The organism is Streptomyces cellostaticus (genome assembly GCF_001513965.1).
Taxonomy (GTDB): Bacteria; Actinomycetota; Actinomycetes; order Streptomycetales; family Streptomycetaceae; genus Streptomyces; species Streptomyces cellostaticus.
Genome location: NZ_KQ948015.1, coordinates 458,236 through 478,410, shown reverse-complemented (window position 1 = coordinate 478,410; position 20,175 = coordinate 458,236). Strand labels below are relative to the sequence as shown.

Below are 20,175 nucleotides of genomic sequence, written 5' to 3'. Positions count from 1 at the left end.
ATGCGCGCAAGGATATTTCCCGGACAGGGAGCCCAACGCCGGGGCATGGGGGAGGACTCCTTCGAGGAATTCCCCGAACTCACCGCCCAGGCCGACGAGTTACTCGGCTACTCCGTGGCCGAACTGTGCCTGGAGGACCCGGAGGGAAAGCTCCGGCAGACGCGGTACGCGCAGCCCGCCATCTACTTCGTCAACGCCCTTCTGCATCTGCGGGACGGCGGTGAGCCCGCCGGATTCGACTACTTCGCCGGACACAGCCTCGGCGAGTACAACGCCCTGGTCGCGGCCGGAATGCTGGAGCTCATCGACGGACTGGAGCTCGTCCGGCGGCGGGCCGAGGCGATGGCCGGCATCACCGACGGCGCGATGCTGGCCGTCATCGGTCTCACCCGGGAACAGGTCGAATCCCTGCTGCTCGCCGAAGGCGTCGCGGCCGTCTACCTCGCCAACTGGAACTCCGACCGGCAGATCGTGGTGGCCGGAGACCGCGCCGGAGTGCGCGCCTTCGGCAAGGCCGCGGCGAAGAGCGGCGCCACCAAGGTCACCCCCCTCCACGTCAGCGGCCCCTTCCACACCCCGCTCATGAACCCCGCCCGCCTGCGCTTCGACGACGCGCTCGCCGAGTGCGTCTTCAAACCGGGTGACGTACCGGTCGTGTCGTCCACCACCGGGGAGATCGTCGACCCCACGCACGTCCGCGACCTGCTGAGCACCCAGATCAGCACCCCGGTGCAGTGGGTCAGGACGGTCCGGACCCTGCGGGAACTCGGGGTGACGGGGTTCAGCGAAGTGAACGGCACCACCCTGACCAAACTCGACAGCGAGATCCGCTGAATCCGTCCCCCCACCCGCACACCGATCCGTTCCCCTGCGGACAAGGAGCAGGAATGACACGTGATATCGCCATCATCGGTATGTCGGTCGAGCTTCCCGAGGCGAAGAACACCGACGAGTTCTGGGATCTGGTCGTCACCGGCCGCAGCGTGAGCAAGCCCTTCCCGGAAAGCCGGAAGAAGGACATCATCGACTATGTGCGGTACGTGCGCAGCGTCGCCGTGAAGCCGCCGACCGACACCTCCGTCGAATTCCACGACGGATACTTCCTGGACGACATCGCGGACTTCGACTACGAGTTCTTCGGCATGACACCCCGGCAGGGCGCGATGGCCGACCCGGTCCAGCGGATGCTCATGAAGAACGCCTACCTCTCCCTCGAGGACGCGGGATACACCGGCCCCCGGATCCAGGACCAGAACACCGCTGTCTTCGTCGGCTACTCCGTCAACCCGGGACAGACCTACGTCGACTTCCTGACCCGCGCCGACCCGTCCCTGACCCCGCTCAGCCTGACGGGGAACATGGGCACGATGCTGGCCAACCGGATCTCCTACCACCTGGACCTGCACGGACCGAGCATGGTCATCAACTCGGCCTGCTCGGCCACCCTGGTCGCCCTGCACCAGGCCAAGAACGCCCTGCTGGCGGGCGACTGCGACCTGGCCGTCGTCGCCGGTGCCCGCATCATCATGGCCCCCCTCAAGAGCGCCGACCGCAACATCGGCATCGAGTCCTCCGACGGTCTGACCCGGCCGTTCGACGAACGCGCCGACGGCACCGGCTTCGGCGAGGGCTCCGGCGCGATCGTACTGACCCGGCTCGACCGGGCCCGCGAACGAGGCGACCAGATCTACGCCACGATCAAGGGCAGCGCCGTCAACCACGACGGCCACTCGGAGATGATCACCTCTCCCGACCAGGCGGCCCAGACCCGGCTGCTGACCGACGCCTGGGCCGACGCCGGCATCGACCCGCGCACCGTGGAGTACGTGGAGGTGCACGGCACGGCGACGCGCATCGGCGACCCCATCGAATTCGAGGGGCTGCGGCAGGCGTTCGGCCGGCACACCGACGACAAGGAGTTCTGCGCCGTCGGCACGGCCAAGGCCAACGTGGGGCACCTCTTCGAGGGGTCCGGGGTGATCGGGGTGATCAAGGCCGCGCTGACCGTGAAGAACAAGACGGTGCCGCCCATGGCCAACTTCGAGAAGCCCAACCCGAAGATCGACTTCGCCGACGGCCCGATCCACGTGCCCACCACCGCCGAGCCCTGGAACCCCGCCGGAGGGGAACGCCACTGCGGCGTCAGCGCCTTCGGTATCGGCGGCACCAACTGCCATGTCGTCCTGGGCGAGGCCCCGCAGCAGGCCGAAGCCAGAGCCCCGCAGGCCGTGGACGGCCCGCAGATCTTCACACTCAGCGCCCACAGCGAACGTTCGCTGCGGCTCCTCGTCGAGGCCTACGCCCGCTTCTTCGGCACGGAAGCCGCAGAGCGGCTGAGCCTGCGCGACGTCTGCCACACCGCGCGCGTCTCCCGCTCCGCCCACCGCCACCGCCTCGCCCTGGCGGTGGCCGGCATCGGCGAACTCCGGGACGCGCTCACGGCGTTGTCCCAGGGCAGGCACGACGATCTGCCGGCCGTTCACTCGAACCTGGACGACTGGTCCGGCCCGGCCCAGCCCGACGAGTCGCCGCTCGCCCGCTATGTGCGCGGCGAGGACGTCGACTGGAGCGAGCACGAGGGCACCGCGAGCGGACGTATCGTCAAGCTCCCGCTCTACGCCTTCGACGAGAGCCGCTGCTGGTCGCCGTTTCCCGACAACTGGGCCGAGCGGACCTCCCTCGGCCCCGGACCCAGCGAGCAGAACAACCCCGTCACCCACGACATCGTCTTCCTGGAAGAGCCCCTCGCGGCCGACTGGCCCGGCGGGGTGCGGGCGCTGGCCCTCGTGGATCCGGCGACCGACGCCGAGGCCCTGCTGGGCACGCCCCCGTCCGGGGAACTCCACGTCCTGCGGCTCGTCGCGGACGGCGCAGACGTCGGGGCGGGCACCTTCTCCGCCACGGACGAGAGCCTCCAGGAGGTCTGCGACCACATCCTCAAGGGCGGATACACCCACATCGTCCACGCCCTCGCCCTGGAGGACACCGAGGCGCCCGACATCCAGACCCTGGACCACCGGGTCACCAAGAACCTCTACAGCCTGTTCCTGCTGAGCAAGTCCCTGATGAACGCCGGTGTACGGGGCCGGATCGTGGCCCTCACCCGCAAGGCCTGCGCCTTGGCGGACGGGGCGTTCGTGGCCGCCCCGGAGAACTCCGCACTGGCCGGCCTCGCCAAGGTGATCGGGCGCGAGTTCCCCTACCTCAAGACCCGTGTCCAGGACGTGGACGAGCACGTCACGCCCGGCCTGCTGTGGCGCGAGATGACCCGGCCGGAGCCCGGTCTGCACCTCCTGCGGGACGGGAAGTCGTACCACGAGGTCTTCGAGGAACTCCCCGAGCTGGGCACCGGCGAGGAGGAGGACTACCTCAAGGCGGGCGGCACCTACCTCGTCACCGGCGGTACCGGCGGCATCGGGCTGGCCGTCAGCGAGATGTTCGCGACCCTCCAGCCCGACATCGACCTGGTGCTGGTCAGCCGGTCGGGCGCCCCCGACCGGGCGGACTGGGAGCAGTTGATCGCGAACCACCCCGACGGGAAGCCGGCCCGGGTGGCCCGCACGCTGACCGAGATCGAGGGCATGGGCGCACGCGTCCACGTCCACGCGGCCGACGCCGGCGACCCGGACGCGCTCAGGGGCGTCGTCGAGGACGTACAGCGGACGTTCGGCCGGATCGACGGCATCGTCCACGCGGCCGGCATCCCGGGCCGGAACCTGATCTCCCTGCGTGATCCGCAGGACTTCGCCGACGTGGTCCGGCCGAAGATCCACGGCGCGTTCGTCCTGGGCAGCGCGACCGCGGACGTGAGTCCCGACTTCATCCTGCACTTCTCGTCGGTCGCCGTCGTCTTCCCGTCCTCCGGGCAGGGCGACTACGCCGCCGGCAACTACTACCTGGACACCCTCGCCCGCATGGGCCGCAACGACGACTGCCATGTCGTCGCCGTCGACTGGGTCGCCTGGCGAGAAGTCGGCATGGCCGTCGACTACGGGAGTAAGCTCGACACGACCTTCAAAGCGGTCTACACCAACACCGGCATGGGCATCATCGACAAGATGCTGCGGTCCCGCCGGCGCCGTGCGTTCGCCGGGGAGGTGAACTACGACGGCAACCTGGTGCACATCTTCAAGTCGTTCGACATGGTGCTCGGTGACACCGTGAACACGAAGATGAAGCAGGCCGAGAGCGAGCTGAGGGACCGTCTGCGCATCGCGTCGGAACAGAAGCGCAAGCAGATCGACGCGGTCACCGTGGAACTGACCGGGCGCCCGGACGGCGTCTACCGCGACGCGGAGATCACCGTCGCCCGCTGCTTCGCGGATGCCCTGGGCTATCCGACGCTCGATGTCGACGCCGACTTCTTCAGCATCGGCGGTGACTCCCTCATGGCCACCTCCGTGGCGTCCAACATCGCCACCTGCCTGCGGATCGAGTTCGACGCCGCCGACCTGCTGATGGAGCGCACCGTCTCCGCCGTCGCGGACACGGTCGAGCTGATGCAGCAGGAGAGCGCGGAGGAAAGCCCCGTGTAGTGGGGCATCGCACCGGCCGGACCGGGCTCGCAAGGGCCCGGTCCGGCCCATGGGCACGCAATGGGTGGGGTCACATGACCGAAGACGCACTGAAACGCCGACCAGAGAACGAGAACGAACAGCCCTCCGAACGGCGGTCGCTCCTCGGGTTCAGCCTCCCGATGTCGGTCGCCAACTACGTCCAGCAGTCCTACCTGGTGGCCGACAGCATCATCGTGGGCCACTACGTCGGCGTCGGCGGACTGGCCGCCGTCGGCGCCGCTCAGCCGATCTTCTACCTGGTCAACGCCGTCTTCCTCGGGTTGGTGAGCGGGTTCGCCATACGGTTCGCGCGCATGACCGGCTCCGGCCGTGCCGAGCGCCAACAGGACACGGTCATCGGCCTGGCGGCATTCGCCGTCGTCTGGGCCGCGCTGTGCATCACACTGGTCTTCGCTGCCACGGGCTTCTTCCTGCACATCATGGGGATCCACGGCGCCGTCGCGCACAGCAGCACGACCTATCTGCGCACCCTGTCCCTCGGGTTCGTCGGGGTGTTCGGCATCGGTGCGCTGGGCGGCTTTCTGCGGGGGCTGGGCGACTCCCGCACGGTCATGTACATCATGGTCTTCAGCAGCCTCCTCAACATCGCCCTCGCCTGGAGCTTCGTGGCCCTGCTGGGGTGGGGAGTGCGCGGGGCGGCCCTGGGCACGGTGACGGCCGCCTCCGCCGCCTTCCTGGCCGGTCTGGTGCTCGTGGCCCGCCGGCACGGCATCCACCGCTACCGCAGCACCCTGCCCGAACTGGCCCGGCAGGCCGGCCAGTCACTGCGGCTGGGCTTCCCCGTCGGCATCCAGCACGTCATGCTCTCCCTCGGTACCATGGTCCTGACCTCGCTGATCGCGCCCTTCGGAACAGCCGCGATCGCCGCGTTCAGCATCGCCGCCCGGCTGGAGACCCTCGCCGGCCGCTTCTATCTGGACCTGTCCGGCGCGGTGACGGTGTTCGTGGCCCAGGCCACCGGTGCCGGGGAGGCCGAACGGGCCCGCCGGGTCCTCCTCGACGCACTGCGCATCTGCCTGGGGGTGACCCTCGCGGAGTCCGCGCTGGTGATCCTGGTACGGCACGACATCGCCGCCGCGTTCACCACGGCCGAGTCGGTCCGGGGGATCGTCGGGTCGTACATCCTCATGACGTACCCGTTCTTTCTCCTGTACGCGGCGATGGCGGTCGTCCACGGCTTCCTCAACGGCATCGGCCGGACCGTCTTCCCCCTGGTGTGCACGATGCTGTCGTTCCTGGTCGTCCGCATCCCCACCGCCTCGCTGCTGAAGGCACCGCTGGGCCTGGACGGCATCATCTGGGCGGTTCCGATCGGCTGGTTCGTCGGCCTGGCGTACACCGCGTTCGCCGTCCGCCGGTACCTCCAGGACGCCCGGCGGTTCATACCCGTCCAGACCAACTCCGCCTGAACGAGGAGCAGTCCGCACATGACCACCGACCCCGGTACCGAGGCCGCACCGTCCACCGGAACCCGGGTGGCGGAGCTGCACCGCATCAAGCAGGAGGCCCTGCTGGGCCCCGGCGAGGCCGCCACCCGGGCGCAGCACGCCAAGGGGAAACTCACCGCGCGGGAGCGGCTGGAGCTGCTGCTGGACGACGGTTCGTTCCAGGAGATCGAGGCGCTGCGCAGGCACCGGGCGAGCGGATTCGGCCTGGAGGGGCGCAAGCCGTACACCGACGGTGTCATCACCGGCTGGGGCACGATCCACGGTCGTACCGTGTTCGTCTACGCCCACGACTTCCGGATCTTCGGCGGCGCCCTGGGGGAGGCACACGCGGCGAAGATCCACAAGGTGATGGACCTGGCCATCGCGGCCGGTGCCCCGCTGATCTCGCTCAACGACGGGGCGGGCGCGCGCATCCAGGAAGGCGTGACCGCGCTGGCGGGCTACGGCGGGATCTTCGTCCGCAACACGCGCGCAAGCGGAGTCGTCCCGCAGATCAGTGTGATGCTCGGTCCCTGCGCCGGCGGGGCCGCCTACAGTCCCGCGCTGACGGACTTCGTGTTCATGGTCCGCGAGACCTCACAGATGTTCATCACCGGACCGGACGTCGTCGAGGCCGTCACCGGCGAGAAGATCTCCCAGAACGGGCTGGGCGGTGCCGATGTGCACGCTCAGACCTCGGGTGTGTGCCACTTCGCCTACGACGACGAGGCGGCCTGTCTCGAGGAGGTCCGGTACCTGCTCTCCCTGCTCCCGGACAACAACAGGACGTCTCCTTCGGCTCAGGCCACGGCGGATCCGGCGGACCGCCGCTGCGCCGTCCCTGGCCGACCTGGTGCCCGCAGACGGCAGCCGTTCCTACGACATGCACCGGGTCATCGAGGAGATCACCGACGACGGCGAGTACATGGAGGTCCACGAGCGATGGGCGACCAACATCATCGTCGCCCTCGCGCGCATGGACGGGAACACGGTGGGCATCGTCGCCAGCCAGCCCCGGTCCATGGCCGGCGCCCTTGACATCGACGCCTCGGAAAAGGCGGCCCGCTTCGTGCAGACGTGCGACGCCTTCAACATCCCGCTGGTGACCCTGCTCGACGTGCCGGGCTTCCTGCCCGGGGTGGACCAGGAACACGGCGGCATCATCCGGCACGGGGCGAAACTGCTCTACGCGTACTGCAACGCCACCGTCCCGCGTGTCCAGTTGATCCTGCGCAAGGCCTACGGCGGCGCCTGCATCGTCATGGACTCCCGCTCCGTGGGCGCCGATCTCGCCTACGCCTGGCCCACCAACGAAGTCGTGGTGATGGGCGCGGAAGGCGCGGCGAACGTGATCTTCCGCCGCCGGATCCAGCAGGCCGACGACCCGGAGGCCGTGCGTCAGCGCATGGTCAAGGAGTACCGGGCCGAACTCATGCATCCCTATTACACGGCCGAACGCGGCCTGATCGACGACGTCATCGACCCGGCGGACACTCGAGCGGTGCTCGTCCGGGCCCTGCGCATGCTCCGTGGGAAACACGCCGAACTGCCGCTGCGCAAGCACGGCAATCCGCCACAGTAGAAACCGTCCGAAAGACGAGGAGACCCGTACATGACGGTCGGCACACCCGCCCAGGCCCCGCTCATCCGCATCGAGTCCGGCAACCCGGACCAGGAGGAACTGGTCGCACTGACCACCGTGCTCCTGGCCCGGACCGGCCTCGCCGCCGCCGAGCCGCCCGGCACCGGCCCCGGCAGCCTGCCGCCGGCCGTGCGCTGGACGCGCCCCGAACGCCGGGCGCCCTATCGGTCGCCGACCAGCTGGCAGCGGTGAGGACGCGGCGCGACGCCCGGATGCCGGGGTGAGCTCCTCAGGTAATCCTCGTGCACGAGGTCCGACATAGTCGCGAATCTCCGATCCGGAGATCCGGACGCTGCCGGACCATTGATTTTCCTCGTGCTCTGTGGGGAGGATGGCGGAGATCATCCCGGTTACCCGGAGGAGTCTTCTGTGGCGAGCGCTGGGGCGGCAGAGCTGCTGCTGGGCGGCATAGTCGTGTTGGGCGCATCCGTGCAGTGGCTCACGGGAATGGGGTTCGCGCTCATCGCGGTGCCCGCGCTCGTTCTGGTGCTCGGGCCCGCCCAGGGAGTCGTACTCGCGAATTGCGCGGCAGGCGTCATCAGCGTCGTAGGACTTACCGCGGGCTGGAGACAGGTGCGGCTCGGCGCAATGGTGCCCCTGGTCATTGCTTCCGCATGTACGGTACCCGCCGGTTCCTGGGTCGCGGCCCGGCTGCCCGAACCCGTACTGCTGGCAGGCGTCGGCATTCTGGTGACCGCGGCGGTGATATTCGTCATCGGTGGCGCGCGTATTTCCGCGCTGAGCGGAACCAAAGGAGCGGTGACCGCCGGCGCGGTGGGCGGATTCATGAATTCCGCGGCCGGTGTGGGCGGGCCGCCGTATTCCCTGTACGCGGTCAACGCGGGCTGGCCGGTACGGGAATTCGTACCCAACGCACAATTTTATGGAATCATGGTGAACGTCTTCTCGGTCGCCGCCAACGGTGTGCCGAGACTGAGCGGGACCGCGTGGACGGTGACCGCGGTCGCGCTGGTGACGGGTGCCCTCATCGGCAGAGCGGCCGCGCCGAGGACTCCGGAGCAGTGGGTCCGGCGGCTCATTCTCACCCTGGCGCTGACCGGCGGCCTCTCCGTCCTGGGCAAGGGGCTGTGGGGGATGGGATGACCTCGGCTAGGCCAGCGGTTCGCCGTGCTCCAGATAGACGGTCGCCTGCACGGCACGCGCCGGCACCGCCGCCTCGATCCGCTTGATCAGCCTGGTCATGAGCATCTCGGGATCCGACGTCCGCTCCGGCTCGTAGAACGTGAAACCGGACGCGGAATCCGGGTTCAGCCTGATCTTCTGCTGGTCCTCGGCGCCGAGAACCGCCCCTTCGAAGACGAAGACCATCTTCTCGTCGTCACCGGAGGGGGCCCAGTCGACCACCAGGGGCCGGCCGACCGGAAAGTCGACGCCGAGTTCCTCCTTGACCTTGCGTACGGCGGTTTCGTAAGGGGATTCTCCCGGCGGGACATAACCGCCTGGAATGCCCAGAAACTTGTCTTCTCTGTTCGTCGGTTCGACGAGCATGATGCGACCCTGCTCATCGAAGAAGAGGACGCCTGCGGCGACGCGGGCACGAGCTATGGATGAGTTGCTCTGCGAATCAGCCACCACGGAATCGTCCGGCCGTGAGCGAGCCGATGTCAAGGGGTGTGATCAACTGTGTCGGGGCCGCGAGCGCACCGGCGGCGTTATGGGCGGAACGAGAGGATCGTCGCAATAATTATTGCGTTGACGCTACGAAAATGCCGTGATAGCAAATAATCGGCCAGGCACGCCACGATTCCACGGGGGCAGTACACGGTGATTGTCGATTCGCATGTGCATGTGGTCGCTGAGGTCGGATCCCGCTATCCGTCGATTAGCCGTCAGGGCGACGAAACCGCCTGGTACAGAACCCATCCCGTGACGGCGGAGGAATTGATCGCCCTCATGGACGAGGGCGGCGTCGAATGGACGATCCTCGTCCAGCCGATCCAGGTCTACGGCAGCGACAACAGCTGTCTCGCCGCCGGCTGCTCGGCCCACCCCGACCGGCTGCGCGGCGTGGGCGTGGTGGACGTCGGCGAACCGGACGCCTCGTGCGCCGCCCTGCGCCGGCTGGTCCGGGACCAGGGGCTGGCCGGTGTCCGGCTGAACCTGGCGACCGGATCGGACTCACTCGACCCGCGCTGCCACCCCCTGCTGGAGTGCGCGGAGGAACTCGGGATCCCGGTCCTGGTGCGGGTCACCCCCGAGCAGCTGCCCCAACTGCCGGACCTGGTCAAGCGGTTCCCCGGGGTCAGGCTGATCCTCGACCACTGCGGATTCGTCGACTTCGCCGACGGACCCGAAGGCAGAGCCGTGGCGCCGCTGTTCGACGTCGGAGCGCACGACAACCTGTACGTGAAGGTCTCCACCATGAACCTGTACAGCACGGGTGACGGCATCGCCCCCGAGACCCTGCTGGGCGAGCTGGGCCGGTGCTTCGGCGCCGACCACCTGGTCTGGGGATCCGACTTCCCGCACACCCACGACCGCGGCTACGCCCAACTCGTCGACTACGCCCGGGAAGTGGCCCGGTCCCTCCCGGGCGACGGCGCGGCGGACTACCTCGGCCGGACCGCCGCGAGCCTGTGGTGTCCGCCCCACGAGACCCCGGCCGGCCGCTGACATGGGCGAGACGGGGATCGCCGTCGTCGGCTTCGGCAACGCGGGCCGGCAGCATGTCGCCGCCATCGGCGCGCTGGACGGCCTGCGGCTCGCCGCCGTCGTGGAAACCGACCCGGCCGCCGCCCGCCGGGCCGTCGAGGCGGGTCTGCCCGTGCGCCCGCTGCCACAGGTGCTGGCCGACCCGGCGGTGGCGGCGCTGGCCGTCTGCCTGCCGCCGGGACACCGCCCGCCCGTCCTCGCGGACGCCGTCGCCGCCGGCAAACACCTGGTGGTGGAGAAGCTGCCGGCGCGGTCGCCCGCGGAACTGCGCGGGATCCTCGACTCCGCGGCGGACGCGAGCCTGTTCAGCACGGTGATGTTCCAGCACCGCTTCGCCCTGCCCGGGGAACTGCGGGCCAAGGCGCCGGAGCGGTTCGCGGACGCGGTCGCCAACCTGATCATCTCCCGCCCGCGCAACGCCGCCCACTACCGGGAGGGCTGGCGTGCCGAACCGGAGGCGGCCGTCGGCGGGGTGAGCGTCCACCTCGGGGCGCACTACCTCGACCTGGCCTGCCAACTGCTCGGCGAACCCGTCGAGATGACCCCCCTGTCCAGGACCGACGCCGCCGCGGGCATCGACACCGAGCTGCTCGGCCACGTCACCTTCCGCTCGGGTGCCCGGCTCACCGTCACCGTGACCTGCCGGGCGGCCGCTCGCTTCGAACAGCTCACCGTGCTCGGGCACCAGGACTGGGCCGAAGTCCGCGCGGGCGCGACCACCGGCGAACTCGACGGCCGGCCCGTCACCGCACCCGCCCGCCCGGCGGCCGAGCTGCGCCAGGACGTCTACCGCGAACTCGCCGGCGCCCTCCGCGGCGGCCCGGCCCCCGACCTGTCCCTGCTGTCCCGCAGCACCGGCGTCGTCGCGCTGCTCGACGGCCTGCTGAATACGCCGGTCGGCACCACCCGGGCGGCGTCCCCATGCTGAAGCAGCAGCACGGTCCGCATGCCCGGGCGGAGCCAGGAAGAAGGCAGAGCCGTATGACCCGACCCCGCCCGCACCTCGGTTACTCCTCCGGCACCCTGCCACAGGCCGGCCCCGAGGAACTGGCCCGGGCCGTGCTGCACGCCGAAGGCACCGGAGTCGACCTGCGCATCGGCAAGGGACACGGCTGGGAACGGGACGGCGTACAACCCGGTATCGACCGGATACGGCGCACCGGGGCCGAGGTCTTCTTCGTCGGCGTGGGCTGGCGCCTGGGCGACCCCGCGCACTGGCCCGTCGCCGAGGAGCCGGTACCGGCCCCGTACCCGGTCAAGGTGTTCTGCACCGAACGCCCCGACCCGGCCCTGGTCGCCGAGCAACTCGCCGCCGCCGCCGAGGCCGGCGTCGAACCATGGGTGGAGACCCACGCCGGCGGCCCCGACGTGGCCGGACTGATCGACCTCGCCGAGCGCACCGGTGTCGGCGTGCTGGTCGACCTGCTCGGCCTGGCCGAGATCGGCGGCGCGCACCGGGCCCAACTGCGCGCCCTGTCCCCGTTCGTACGCGCCGCACAGGTCAAGGGCGTCCGGCGCACCGCGCAGGGCACCCGGCACCGCCCGCTCACCCCGCACGACCTCACCGACCTGTCGTACCTGCTGGAACTCGGCCCGCTCAGAGCGGTCACCGTCGAATCCCGGGCCGGGACGCCCGACGCCGATCTCGCCGTGCTCGCCGCGGCGCTGGCCTCGCCCGCCGCATAGCCACCCGGCCCGACCGAGCGCGCCGGCCGGCCCGGCAAGGCCACGGCCCGCCGTATCCGCCCGAGCCGGGAGCCGCACATCCATGAAGCCCGAGCCAGGAGTCGCACACCCATGAAACTCGCCGTCATCGGTGACGAGCTGTCCCAGAACCCCGAGCTGGTCGCCGACACCGCAGCCCAGCTCGGATTCGCCGGGGTCGAAGTGCGGTCGTACGACGAAACACCTCCCCATGAGCTGACGGACGACCAGGTCGCCCGCATGCGCGGCCTCCTGGACGAACGCGGGCTGGCCGTCGCCGGCTTCGCGCCGCCCGTCTTCAAGGGCGCACTGCCCACGACGGACGAGCAGCTCGCCGAAGCCCGCGAGGTGCTCGTGGAGTCCTGCCGGCGTGCGGTGCGGCTCGGCGCGCCCCATGCGCGCATCTTCAGTTTCTTCGCCGACACCGACCACGCCCCCGAGCCGCTGCGCGCGGCCACGGTCGTCGCCGGCCTGCTGGAGGGCGTGGACCCCGGGATCCCGCTGATCCTGGAGACCGAGTCCCGCAGCAACACCCCGCACATGCGGGAGGTCCTGGACTTCCTGGACGCGCTGGGCCGCGACGACGTCGGCGTGCTCTGGGACCCCGCCAACGCCGTCCGCGGTGGCTGGGGGCCGGTGCGCTACCCCTCCGACTACCTGCTCGGCCGCCACCTCATCCAGCACGTGCACGTCAAGGACCCGGACGGCACCAACGGCTACGTCAGGCTGGGCGACGGGGACCTGGACTGGCCGACGATGCTCGCCCGGCTGGCCGAGGACGGCTACACCGGTTTCCTGAGCCTGGAGACCCACTGGCGCCACGGCCGGGTCCTGTCGCCTGCCAACCGCGACCGGCCCTTCGGCGAGGACTTCTCCCGGGACGGCTTCGCGGCCAGCGTCGAGTGCATGCAACGGCTGCGCGACTGGTGCGACAAGCTCCCGCTGGAGACGTCATGAGTCCGGCGCCCGCCCCCCTCGTGCTGCTCGGCGCGCAGCGCTCGGGCACCACCGCCCTCGCCGGCGTGCTCGACCACGCCTTCGCCGACGCCGGCGGCGTCTTCACCGTCAACGGCAAACTGCCCTACCTCCTGCACCGCTGGTGCACCCAGGCGGACGTGCACGGCCGTCATCTGCGCGTGGACGAGATCCTGCACGCCCTGCACCGCAAGCCGCCCTACGGCAGGCACAGTCAGGTGTGGCTGGAGACCGTCGAGAAGGTCCTGCGCGCCGCCGCCGCCGAGGTGGCCGACGGCAGGGTCACCGACGCGGCCGCGCTGCGCGGACAACTGGTCCGGGCGGCCTACGCGGGCGCCACCCGCTACGGCGACAAGTACAACGAGTACCTGCTGGAACTCGATCAGCTCGCCGACACGCTGCCCGACGCCCACTGGGTCCTGCTCGTCCGCCATCCGGCCGCGGTCGCCCGCTCCATGCTGCGCTGGACCGGCGACCGCCCCTGGCGGCCCGGCAACCGGCAGGCCGCGCTGGAGAAGTGGGCCGCCTGGCACCGGCCCTGGCTGGCGCACCCCGCCACGCGCGACCCCGCCCGCTGCACCGTCCTGGAGTACGCCGCCCTGTGCGCCGGCGAGGACCTGCACCGCCTGTCCACGGCGATCGGTCTCGACCTGCTCCCGTACGCCGGCCTGCTGGCCGAGCGCACCGGTGAACCGGAGCACGAACCGCTGCCCGCACACATCACCCGGCTGTGGCAGACGCTGCTGGACCTGCGTACCCCGACTCCATGACCCAGGGAAGGACTCCATGAGCAAGTGGGGAGCGCTGCGCCGTGCCGCCCTGAGCCGCGCCGGCGTGCCCGACGCGCCCGCGGCGAAGCGCTGGGCCCTGGTCGCGGTCGTGGACGCCGTCGGCACCGGCATGTTCCTGCCGATATCCGTCCTCTACTTCACCGTCGTGGTCGGCCTGAGCGCCGGCGCCGTCGGCGCGGGCCTCGGCATCGCCGGGCTCGTCGGGAGCGTCGCCACCCCGCTGTCCGGCACCCTGATCGACCGGTTCGGCGCACGCAAGGTCGTGGTCTGCTGCTGGGCCGCGGGCGCCCTGGCGTACGTCGGCTATCTCGGCGTGCACGGCTGGGGCGGGCTCGTCGCCGTGGCGAGCGTCGCGCACGTGGCCGACCGCATGGTCAACCCGGCCCGGAAGGTGTTCCTCACCACCATCGCCGACGCCGAGGACCAGGTGCCCCTCATGGCCTTCCAACGGGCCGTCCTCAACGTCGGGTTCGGGCTCGGCGGACTGGCCACCGCGGCCGTCTTGGCCATCGGCTCGCACACCGGCTACCACGCGGTGCTCCTCGTCAACGCCGTCTCCTACGCCGGCGCCATCGCCCTCGTCCTCACCATCCCCGTCATCCGCCCCGTCCCGTCGGCACGGCCCCGGGAAGCGGACGGACCGCGCGCCGGCTACCGGCAGGTCCTCGCCGACCGGCGCTACGTCGGCCTCGCCCTGCTCAACATCCTCGTGCTGATGTACTCGACCACGTTCACCATCGGCATGCCGCTGTGGGTGTACGAGTACACCAGCGCTCCGGCCTCCCTCGTCGGCCTGCTGTTCACCTTCAACACCGTGCTGGTCGTGCTGCTCCAGATGCGCGCGGCCAGGAGCTGCAACTCCCTCGACCGGGCGCCGCGCGTCTACCGTCTGGCCGCCGCCCTGTTCGTCCTGGCCGCGGCGGGCTACTGGGCGGCCCACCGCTTCGGCCATGCCACGGCCGTGGCGATCGGCCTGCTGGCCGTGGCGGTCCTCGCCCACACCCTGACCGAACTCTTCGGCGCGGTCGGCGAGTGGACGGTGTCCATGACCCTCGCACCGGAGCGGCTGCGCGGCCGCTATCTGTCGCTGTTCGGGCTGAGCCTGTCCGCCCAGGAGGCGATCGGCCCGGCCCTGGTCACCGGCCTGATCGCCGCCGACGCGGACCTGGCCTGGTTCGCCCTGGCCGCACTGCTCGCCCTCGGCTGCCTTCTGTCGGCACGGCTGGTGCGCACGGCGGCCGGGCCGGACGCCGCCGCCGAGCCGGCTCCTTCGTCCGGCAGCGCGGTCCCGCCCGCGAGTTGACCACATCGCCTTCCCCGAGACCGTGACGAAAGGACCCAGTCACCGTGACGGAATCCACCGACCTCGGCCCGGACACCCTGTCCGCGCTGCTCACCGATGTATGGGCAGCGGCCCTGGGCAAGCCGCCCTCCGGCCCCGACTCCGACTTCTTCGCCGCCGGGGGAGACTCGCTGCTGATGGTGCGCGGCGTCACCCAGTTGCGCAAAGCGGGGGTCACCACCGGACCGGCCGACTTCCTCTACGGCCGCACCTTCGCCGGGATCCTCGCCCGCCTGCGCGCCGACAACACCGAGGCGCACCAGCCGGCTGCCCGGCACTCGGCCGGCTCCGTACCGCTGCTGCCCTGTCAGTCGCGCTGGATCTCCCAGGACTTCACCGACCCCGACCACTTCGGCTTCGTCTGGGTCTTCGAGGTCCCCGAGACCACCCCGGACGGCGACAAGGCCGACGCCCCCTGGATCGAGGCGGCCGTGCGCCGCCTCACCGACCGGCACGAGGCGCTGCGCACCCGCTACCTGACGGACGGAGCCGACGGCCCGGTCGCGGAGGTCCTTCCCCAGGCGCCGGACGGGCTGTTCGCCACCGTCGACACCGACGACGCCGGACTCGCCGACGCGTTCGAGCAGGCGGTGCGGGGCCACCGGCTCGCCGAGGGCCGGGTCTTCAACGCCCTCTGGCTGCCCCGGCAGCGCTACCTCCAGATCGCCGTGCATCACCTCACCCTCGACGGCTACTCCCTGACCATGCTGGCCGACGAACTGGAGGACGCGCTCACCGGCCGGGACCCCGCTGATCCCGCCGCCCAGCCCCGTGACCTCGCCACCGACCTGGCCGGATGGCTCGCGTCCCCGCAGGCCGACGAGGACGCGGCGCGCTGGACCGCCCTCGGCCTGCCCGGCGTCCCCCCGGTGCCCACCGACCGCTCGGGGCCCGGCCCGCTGTCGACCTCCACCGCCGCCACGGCCGGCCTGGACGAGCAGCGCACCGCCGCGCTGCAGACCGCGGCCGGGCACCTCGGCCACCCCGTGGGCCTCCTCGCGCTGGCCGCCGTCGCCCGGTCCGTGGCCGAGCGGTTCGACCTGCCGGCGGTGAGCGTGGACACCTACCACCACGGCCGGGACACAGTCCCCGGCGGGCACGACATCACCACCGCGCTCGGCTATCTGCAGGCGACCTACCCCGTGGTGATCCACGCCGGTCCGCCCGGCTCCTGGCCGCAGGACGCCCTCGACGACCTGGCCGCCGTACCGCAGGCCAAGTTCGGCTTCGACGCCCTGCGGTACGCCGGGGACGGCCGGCTGACCGGCGCCGCGCGCGGCAGCGGGATCCGGCTGAACTTCCGCAGCCGAATGAACCAGGTCAACGACCGGGTGGGCCGCTGGCTGCGCCCCGCCGACGCGGCGGGCGGCAGCCGCCGTTCGGCACGGCAGCGGGAACCGTGGGTGCTGAACGTGGAGGGCGACGTGGTCGCCGACCGGCTGCTGCTGACCGTCCGGTACAGCACCGACCACTACGCCGAGGAGACGGTACAGCGGCTGCTGGAGCGGGCGATGGCCCTGCTGACCCAGCTGGCCGCCGACGCAGGGAATCCCCGGTGACCCCCGCCACCACCGGCCTCGACACCCTGCTGCCGCTGGCCGCGGACGCCCTGGGGCTGCGGCCCGCCGAGCTGCGCGGGCGCGGCGACCGCAGGTCCTTCGCCGCGCTGGGCGGTTCCTCCCTGCAGGCCGTACGGCTGGTCGGCGAGGCCGCCCGGGCGGGCGTCGACCTGCCCCTGCACCGGGTCCTCGGCCCAGAACCCGTGGGCACGGTGCTGCGCGCCGCCACCCCGCTGCCGCCCGCCGCGCCTTCGGCCCCGGTGGCCGAACCCACGGCCGTGCGGGCGGCGCTGCCGGGCCAGACCGGCATGCTGAGTGTGGCGGATCTCGCCCACGGCTCCGCCTACCACCTGCTGTTCACTGCCGAGGTCGAGGGCGCTCCCGCCGCCGCGGTGGCCCCCGCGCTGACCGCCCTGGCCGAGCGGCACGAGGGGCTGCGCACCGTCTTCGTCCCGGCCGACCCCGACACCGGCAGGATCGGCCGCCGGGTCCTCCGGCACGCCAGGCCCGTCATCCGGCACCAGACGCTGCGGGCGGCCCACGGCACGGACCCGGTCACCACGGTGCACACCCAGCTGGCCGGAGCGAGCGAGGCGCTCCTGCGGCCGTACGAACGCCCCCCGGTGCACTGCACGGTCACCACCGTCACCCGGTCCGGCGCCGCCGACCGTGTGCTGGTGTCCGTCCTGGCGCACCACGCGCTGCTGGACGGCTGGTCGTTCGGCGTGCTCTTCGACGAACTGGCCGCCCTCCTCGCCGGCCGGCCCCTGCCGACGCCCGCGCCGAGCCCGGAGAGCGTGCTCGCGGCACACCGGGCGCGCACCGCCGCCCCCGGCCGGCAAGAGACGCTCCGTGACCGGGCCGAGCGGCTGCGCCAGGTGCCCCAGGTGCTCGAACTGCCCACCGACGCACGGCGCCCGGCACACTGGGAGGCCGTCGGCGAGCGGCTGCCCGCCGCCCTCGGCCCGGCCGCGACCCGGGCCTGGCGCGACCTCGCCCGCACGACCGGGACCACCACGACCGTCGTCCTGCTCGCGGCCTACGCGCTGGCCCTGGGCCGCCGCAGCGGCGCCGGCGAGCTCCTCGTCGGCATGCCCGTCGCAGGCCGTCAGGACCCGGCCGCCCGCGATGTGCTCGCCCCCTGCTCGCCACTCGTCCCCGTGCACTGCGTCCTGGACGACACCGCCACCGTCACCGAGTACGTCGTCGCCGTCTCCCGCGCGCTCGGCGACGCCGTGGCCGCCTCCGACGTACCCATGGAGGACCTCGTACCGGCCCTCGGCGCCCGGCACGACCGGCGGCGCAACCCGCTCGTGCAGTTCGTCCTCGGCGTGCACGACGAGCTGATACCGCACCGCGTACGACACGGCGACGTCACCCTGCATCTGCACGAAGGGCACTGCCGCGGCGCGCCCTTCGACGCCACCCTGTACGTGCAGCGCACGGGCGACGAGCCGCGGCTGGTCCTCGAATACGCGCACGGCGCGCTGCTGCCCGAGGAGGCGTTGGACCTCCTGAACGCCGTCGAGCACACCATCGAGGAACTGTCCGGCCGGCCCACCGCGCCGCTGGCCGAGGTCAGAACCACAACCCCGGCCCAGCAGGCCCGCCTGGACGCGCTGCGCGAAGGCCCCCGGCTGCCCCCGGAGGCCGCCGACAGCGACCTGTGGTCCCTGGTGCTGGCCACCGCCCGGGCGCATCCCGGCGCCCCGGCCGTCCGCGACCGGGACACCGCCCTGACCTACGCCGAACTGGTGTGCGCGGTCACGGCCCAGGCCGCCGCGCTGACCGACGCCGGCATCACGGACGGCGACGCGGTGCTGCCGGCCGTGGAGCGCGGCGTGTCCGAGATCGTCGCCGTTCTGGCCGTCCTCGCCCTCGGCGCCCACTACGTCGCCATCGACCCCGCGACCCCCGACGAGCGGTTGCGCACGCTCCTGGCGGTCCTGCCGCCGGCGGCCGTCCTCGCCACCGCCGACCCGGCGGGCAGCGCCTTCGCCGGGCGCGTCGAGACCGCGTGCCCGAGGCCGGTCCGCCGGGTCGCGGCCGTCGACGCCGGTGCCGCCTCCCGGACCCGGCAACCGGCCGTCGAACCGCCCGCCCCGCGCGGCGACCGGGTCGCGTACGTCGCCTTCACGTCCGGTTCGACCGGAGTGCCCAAGGCGGTGCGTGTCCCGCACCGGGCCGTGGCCCGGCTGGTCTGGCCGTCGCCCGGTCAGGTCGTCTCCTGCGGCCCCGGGCGGCGCATGCTGCGTCTCGCCCCGCTCGCCTTCGACGCCTCCACCCTGGAGGTGTTCGCCCCGCTCGTCGGCGGCGGCTGTGTCGAGGTCCATCCGCCGGGTCTGGTCGCCCCCGCCGAACTGGCCCGGTTCCTGCTGGAGCGGGAGGTCGACGTGCTGTGGCTGACAGCGGGGCTGTTCCGGCTCATGGCCGACTTCGCACCGCACGGATTCGCCCGGGCCTGCCATGTCCTCGCGGGCGGCGACGTGGTGGCCCCCGAGCAGGTGCGCGCCCTGCTCACCCGCTACCCCGCCCTGCGGGTCACCAACGGCTACGGCCCCACGGAGAACACCACGTTCAGCACCGTGGCCCACTTCGACGACCCCTGCGAGGGGACGGGACCGCTGCCCATCGGCACGCCGATACCGGGCAGCGGCGCGCTGGTGCTCGACACGGCGGGGCGGCCCGTACCGCCCGGCGGCGTGGGCGAGTTGTACGTCACCGGTCTCGGCCTCGCCCTGGACTACGCCGGCGACCCCGAACGCACCGCGGAGGCGTTCCGTGTGCTCCCGGCCGCCTCGGAGCGCGCCTACCGCACCGGTGACCTGGTCCGGCTGACCGGTGCCGGGCAGCTGTGCTTCCTCGGCCGGGCGGACCGCCAGGTGAAGATCCGGGGTTTCCGCGTGGAACCGGACGAGATCCGCCAGGCGTTGACCGCGCTGCCCGGCGTACGCGACGCGGCGGTCGTCGCTGTCGGTGCGGACGCCTCGGAGCGCCGCCTGGCCGCGGGGGTCGTACCCGACGGCTCGGTCACCCTGTTCCTCCCCGAACTGGCCGCCCGCCTCGCCCGAACCCTGCCCGGCCACTGCGTCCCGGCGCTGTGGTCGGTGCTGGACGAGGTCCCGCTGACCGCCAACGGGAAGGTGGACGCGGCGGTCGTGGCGGCGGGGGCTCGGCCGTTGGACGAGGAGGACGCCGGTGACGCGGGGGGCGGCGAGCCCTTCGAGGAGCCGCGCCCGGACTCCGGGCCGGGCGCCGCCACGCCCGCCCCGGCTCCCGCCCCCGACCCCGCCACCGAACTGGCCCGCGCCGCCTGGACCCACGCGCTGGGGCGGCTGCCCTCCGGGCCGGACGCGGACTTCTTCCGGGCCGGCGGTGACTCACTGGCCTTCGCCCGCATGGTCGCCTGGCTCGGCAAGGAGCACGGGGTGCGTATCGCCCCACGGGAGCTGTACGCCTCGCCGACGCTTCGCACATTGTCCGCA

At 71.9% G+C, this 20,175-nt stretch carries 14 protein-coding genes and 1 pseudogene; 14 read left to right on the top strand and 1 reads right to left on the bottom strand.

The features are described from left to right. From AQI88_RS02075 to AQI88_RS02050, 6 genes and pseudogenes are all read left to right on the top strand, one after another. A complete protein-coding gene (locus AQI88_RS02075) occupies positions 1-834 on the top strand; it encodes an ACP S-malonyltransferase (RefSeq protein ID WP_079057350.1) in 834 nt (277 codons plus the stop codon). Positions 835-887: 53 nt separating this feature from the next. Then, a complete protein-coding gene (locus tag AQI88_RS02070; protein ID WP_066990747.1) occupies positions 888-4,535 on the top strand; it encodes an SDR family NAD(P)-dependent oxidoreductase in 3,648 nt (1,215 codons plus the stop codon). Positions 4,536-4,609: 74 nt separating this feature from the next. Further along, entirely contained in the window at positions 4,610-5,986 is a 1,377-nt protein-coding gene (locus tag AQI88_RS02065; RefSeq protein WP_066990744.1) for an MATE family efflux transporter, read from the top strand. Positions 5,987-6,004: 18 nt separating this feature from the next. Then, a pseudogene (locus AQI88_RS02060) lies at positions 6,005-7,586 on the top strand (acyl-CoA carboxylase subunit beta). A gap of 30 nt (positions 7,587-7,616) precedes the next feature. Then, a complete protein-coding gene (locus AQI88_RS02055) occupies positions 7,617-7,838 on the top strand; it encodes an acyl-CoA carboxylase subunit epsilon (RefSeq protein WP_066990741.1) in 222 nt (73 codons plus the stop codon). Positions 7,839-8,015: 177 nt separating this feature from the next. After that, the gene (locus AQI88_RS02050; protein WP_066990738.1) at positions 8,016-8,750 is read left to right on the top strand and encodes a sulfite exporter TauE/SafE family protein; all 735 of its coding nucleotides are present in this window, start codon (positions 8,016-8,018) and stop codon (positions 8,748-8,750) included. A gap of 6 nt (positions 8,751-8,756) precedes the next feature. On the opposite strand, the gene AQI88_RS02045 is transcribed toward AQI88_RS02050, so the two are convergent. Further along, positions 8,757-9,242, bottom strand: coding sequence for an NUDIX domain-containing protein (locus AQI88_RS02045; RefSeq protein ID WP_244184010.1), 486 nt, complete (start codon positions 9,240-9,242; stop codon positions 8,757-8,759). A 189-nt stretch (positions 9,243-9,431) separates the two neighbouring features. Between AQI88_RS02045 and AQI88_RS02040 the strand changes: the two genes are divergently transcribed. The 8 genes from AQI88_RS02040 to AQI88_RS02005 all read left to right on the top strand — a co-directional run. Next, the gene (locus AQI88_RS02040) at positions 9,432-10,280 is read left to right on the top strand and encodes an amidohydrolase family protein (RefSeq protein ID WP_159050282.1); all 849 of its coding nucleotides are present in this window, start codon (positions 9,432-9,434) and stop codon (positions 10,278-10,280) included. A 1-nt stretch (position 10,281) separates the two neighbouring features. Then, entirely contained in the window at positions 10,282-11,247 is a 966-nt protein-coding gene (locus tag AQI88_RS02035; RefSeq protein ID WP_066990729.1) for a Gfo/Idh/MocA family protein, read from the top strand. Between the two features lie 53 nt (positions 11,248-11,300). Beyond that, the gene (locus tag AQI88_RS02030) at positions 11,301-12,005 is read left to right on the top strand and encodes a hypothetical protein (protein ID WP_066990726.1); all 705 of its coding nucleotides are present in this window, start codon (positions 11,301-11,303) and stop codon (positions 12,003-12,005) included. 111 nt (positions 12,006-12,116) lie between these two features. After that, the gene (locus AQI88_RS02025; RefSeq protein ID WP_066990724.1) at positions 12,117-12,980 is read left to right on the top strand and encodes a sugar phosphate isomerase/epimerase family protein; all 864 of its coding nucleotides are present in this window, start codon (positions 12,117-12,119) and stop codon (positions 12,978-12,980) included. Beyond that, positions 12,977-13,768 (top strand): sulfotransferase, encoded by a 792-nt coding sequence (locus AQI88_RS02020; protein WP_066990722.1) that lies wholly within the window; start codon positions 12,977-12,979, stop codon positions 13,766-13,768. The genes AQI88_RS02025 and AQI88_RS02020 overlap by 4 nt, the downstream gene beginning before the upstream one ends. Before the next feature lie 16 nt (positions 13,769-13,784). Continuing rightward, a complete protein-coding gene (locus AQI88_RS02015; protein ID WP_066990719.1) occupies positions 13,785-15,092 on the top strand; it encodes an MFS transporter in 1,308 nt (435 codons plus the stop codon). A gap of 44 nt (positions 15,093-15,136) precedes the next feature. Then, complete coding sequence (locus tag AQI88_RS02010) at positions 15,137-16,690, top strand: condensation domain-containing protein (RefSeq protein WP_066990716.1); 1,554 nt, start codon at positions 15,137-15,139, stop codon at positions 16,688-16,690. Then, on the top strand, positions 16,687-20,175 hold a 3,489-nt coding region (locus tag AQI88_RS02005), incomplete at its 3' end, for a non-ribosomal peptide synthetase (RefSeq protein ID WP_079057347.1). The genes AQI88_RS02010 and AQI88_RS02005, both read left to right, overlap by 4 nt.

Bases quoted from the DNA above. Each gene is read 5' to 3' on its own strand.
- AQI88_RS02075 (WP_079057350.1), top strand. From the start codon at position 1: ATGCGCGCAAGGATATTTCCCGGACAGGGAGCCCAACGCCGGGGCATG.
- AQI88_RS02070 (WP_066990747.1), top strand. From the start codon at position 888: ATGACACGTGATATCGCCATCATCGGTATGTCGGTCGAGCTTCCCGAG.
- AQI88_RS02035 (WP_066990729.1), top strand. From the start codon at position 10,282: ATGGGCGAGACGGGGATCGCCGTCGTCGGCTTCGGCAACGCGGGCCGG.
- AQI88_RS02030 (WP_066990726.1), top strand. From the start codon at position 11,301: ATGACCCGACCCCGCCCGCACCTCGGTTACTCCTCCGGCACCCTGCCA.
- AQI88_RS02020 (WP_066990722.1), top strand. From the start codon at position 12,977: ATGAGTCCGGCGCCCGCCCCCCTCGTGCTGCTCGGCGCGCAGCGCTCG.
- AQI88_RS02055 (WP_066990741.1), top strand. From the start codon at position 7,617: ATGACGGTCGGCACACCCGCCCAGGCCCCGCTCATCCGCATCGAGTCC.
- AQI88_RS02025 (WP_066990724.1), top strand. From the start codon at position 12,117: ATGAAACTCGCCGTCATCGGTGACGAGCTGTCCCAGAACCCCGAGCTG.
- AQI88_RS02065 (WP_066990744.1), top strand. From the start codon at position 4,610: ATGACCGAAGACGCACTGAAACGCCGACCAGAGAACGAGAACGAACAG.
- AQI88_RS02015 (WP_066990719.1), top strand. From the start codon at position 13,785: ATGAGCAAGTGGGGAGCGCTGCGCCGTGCCGCCCTGAGCCGCGCCGGC.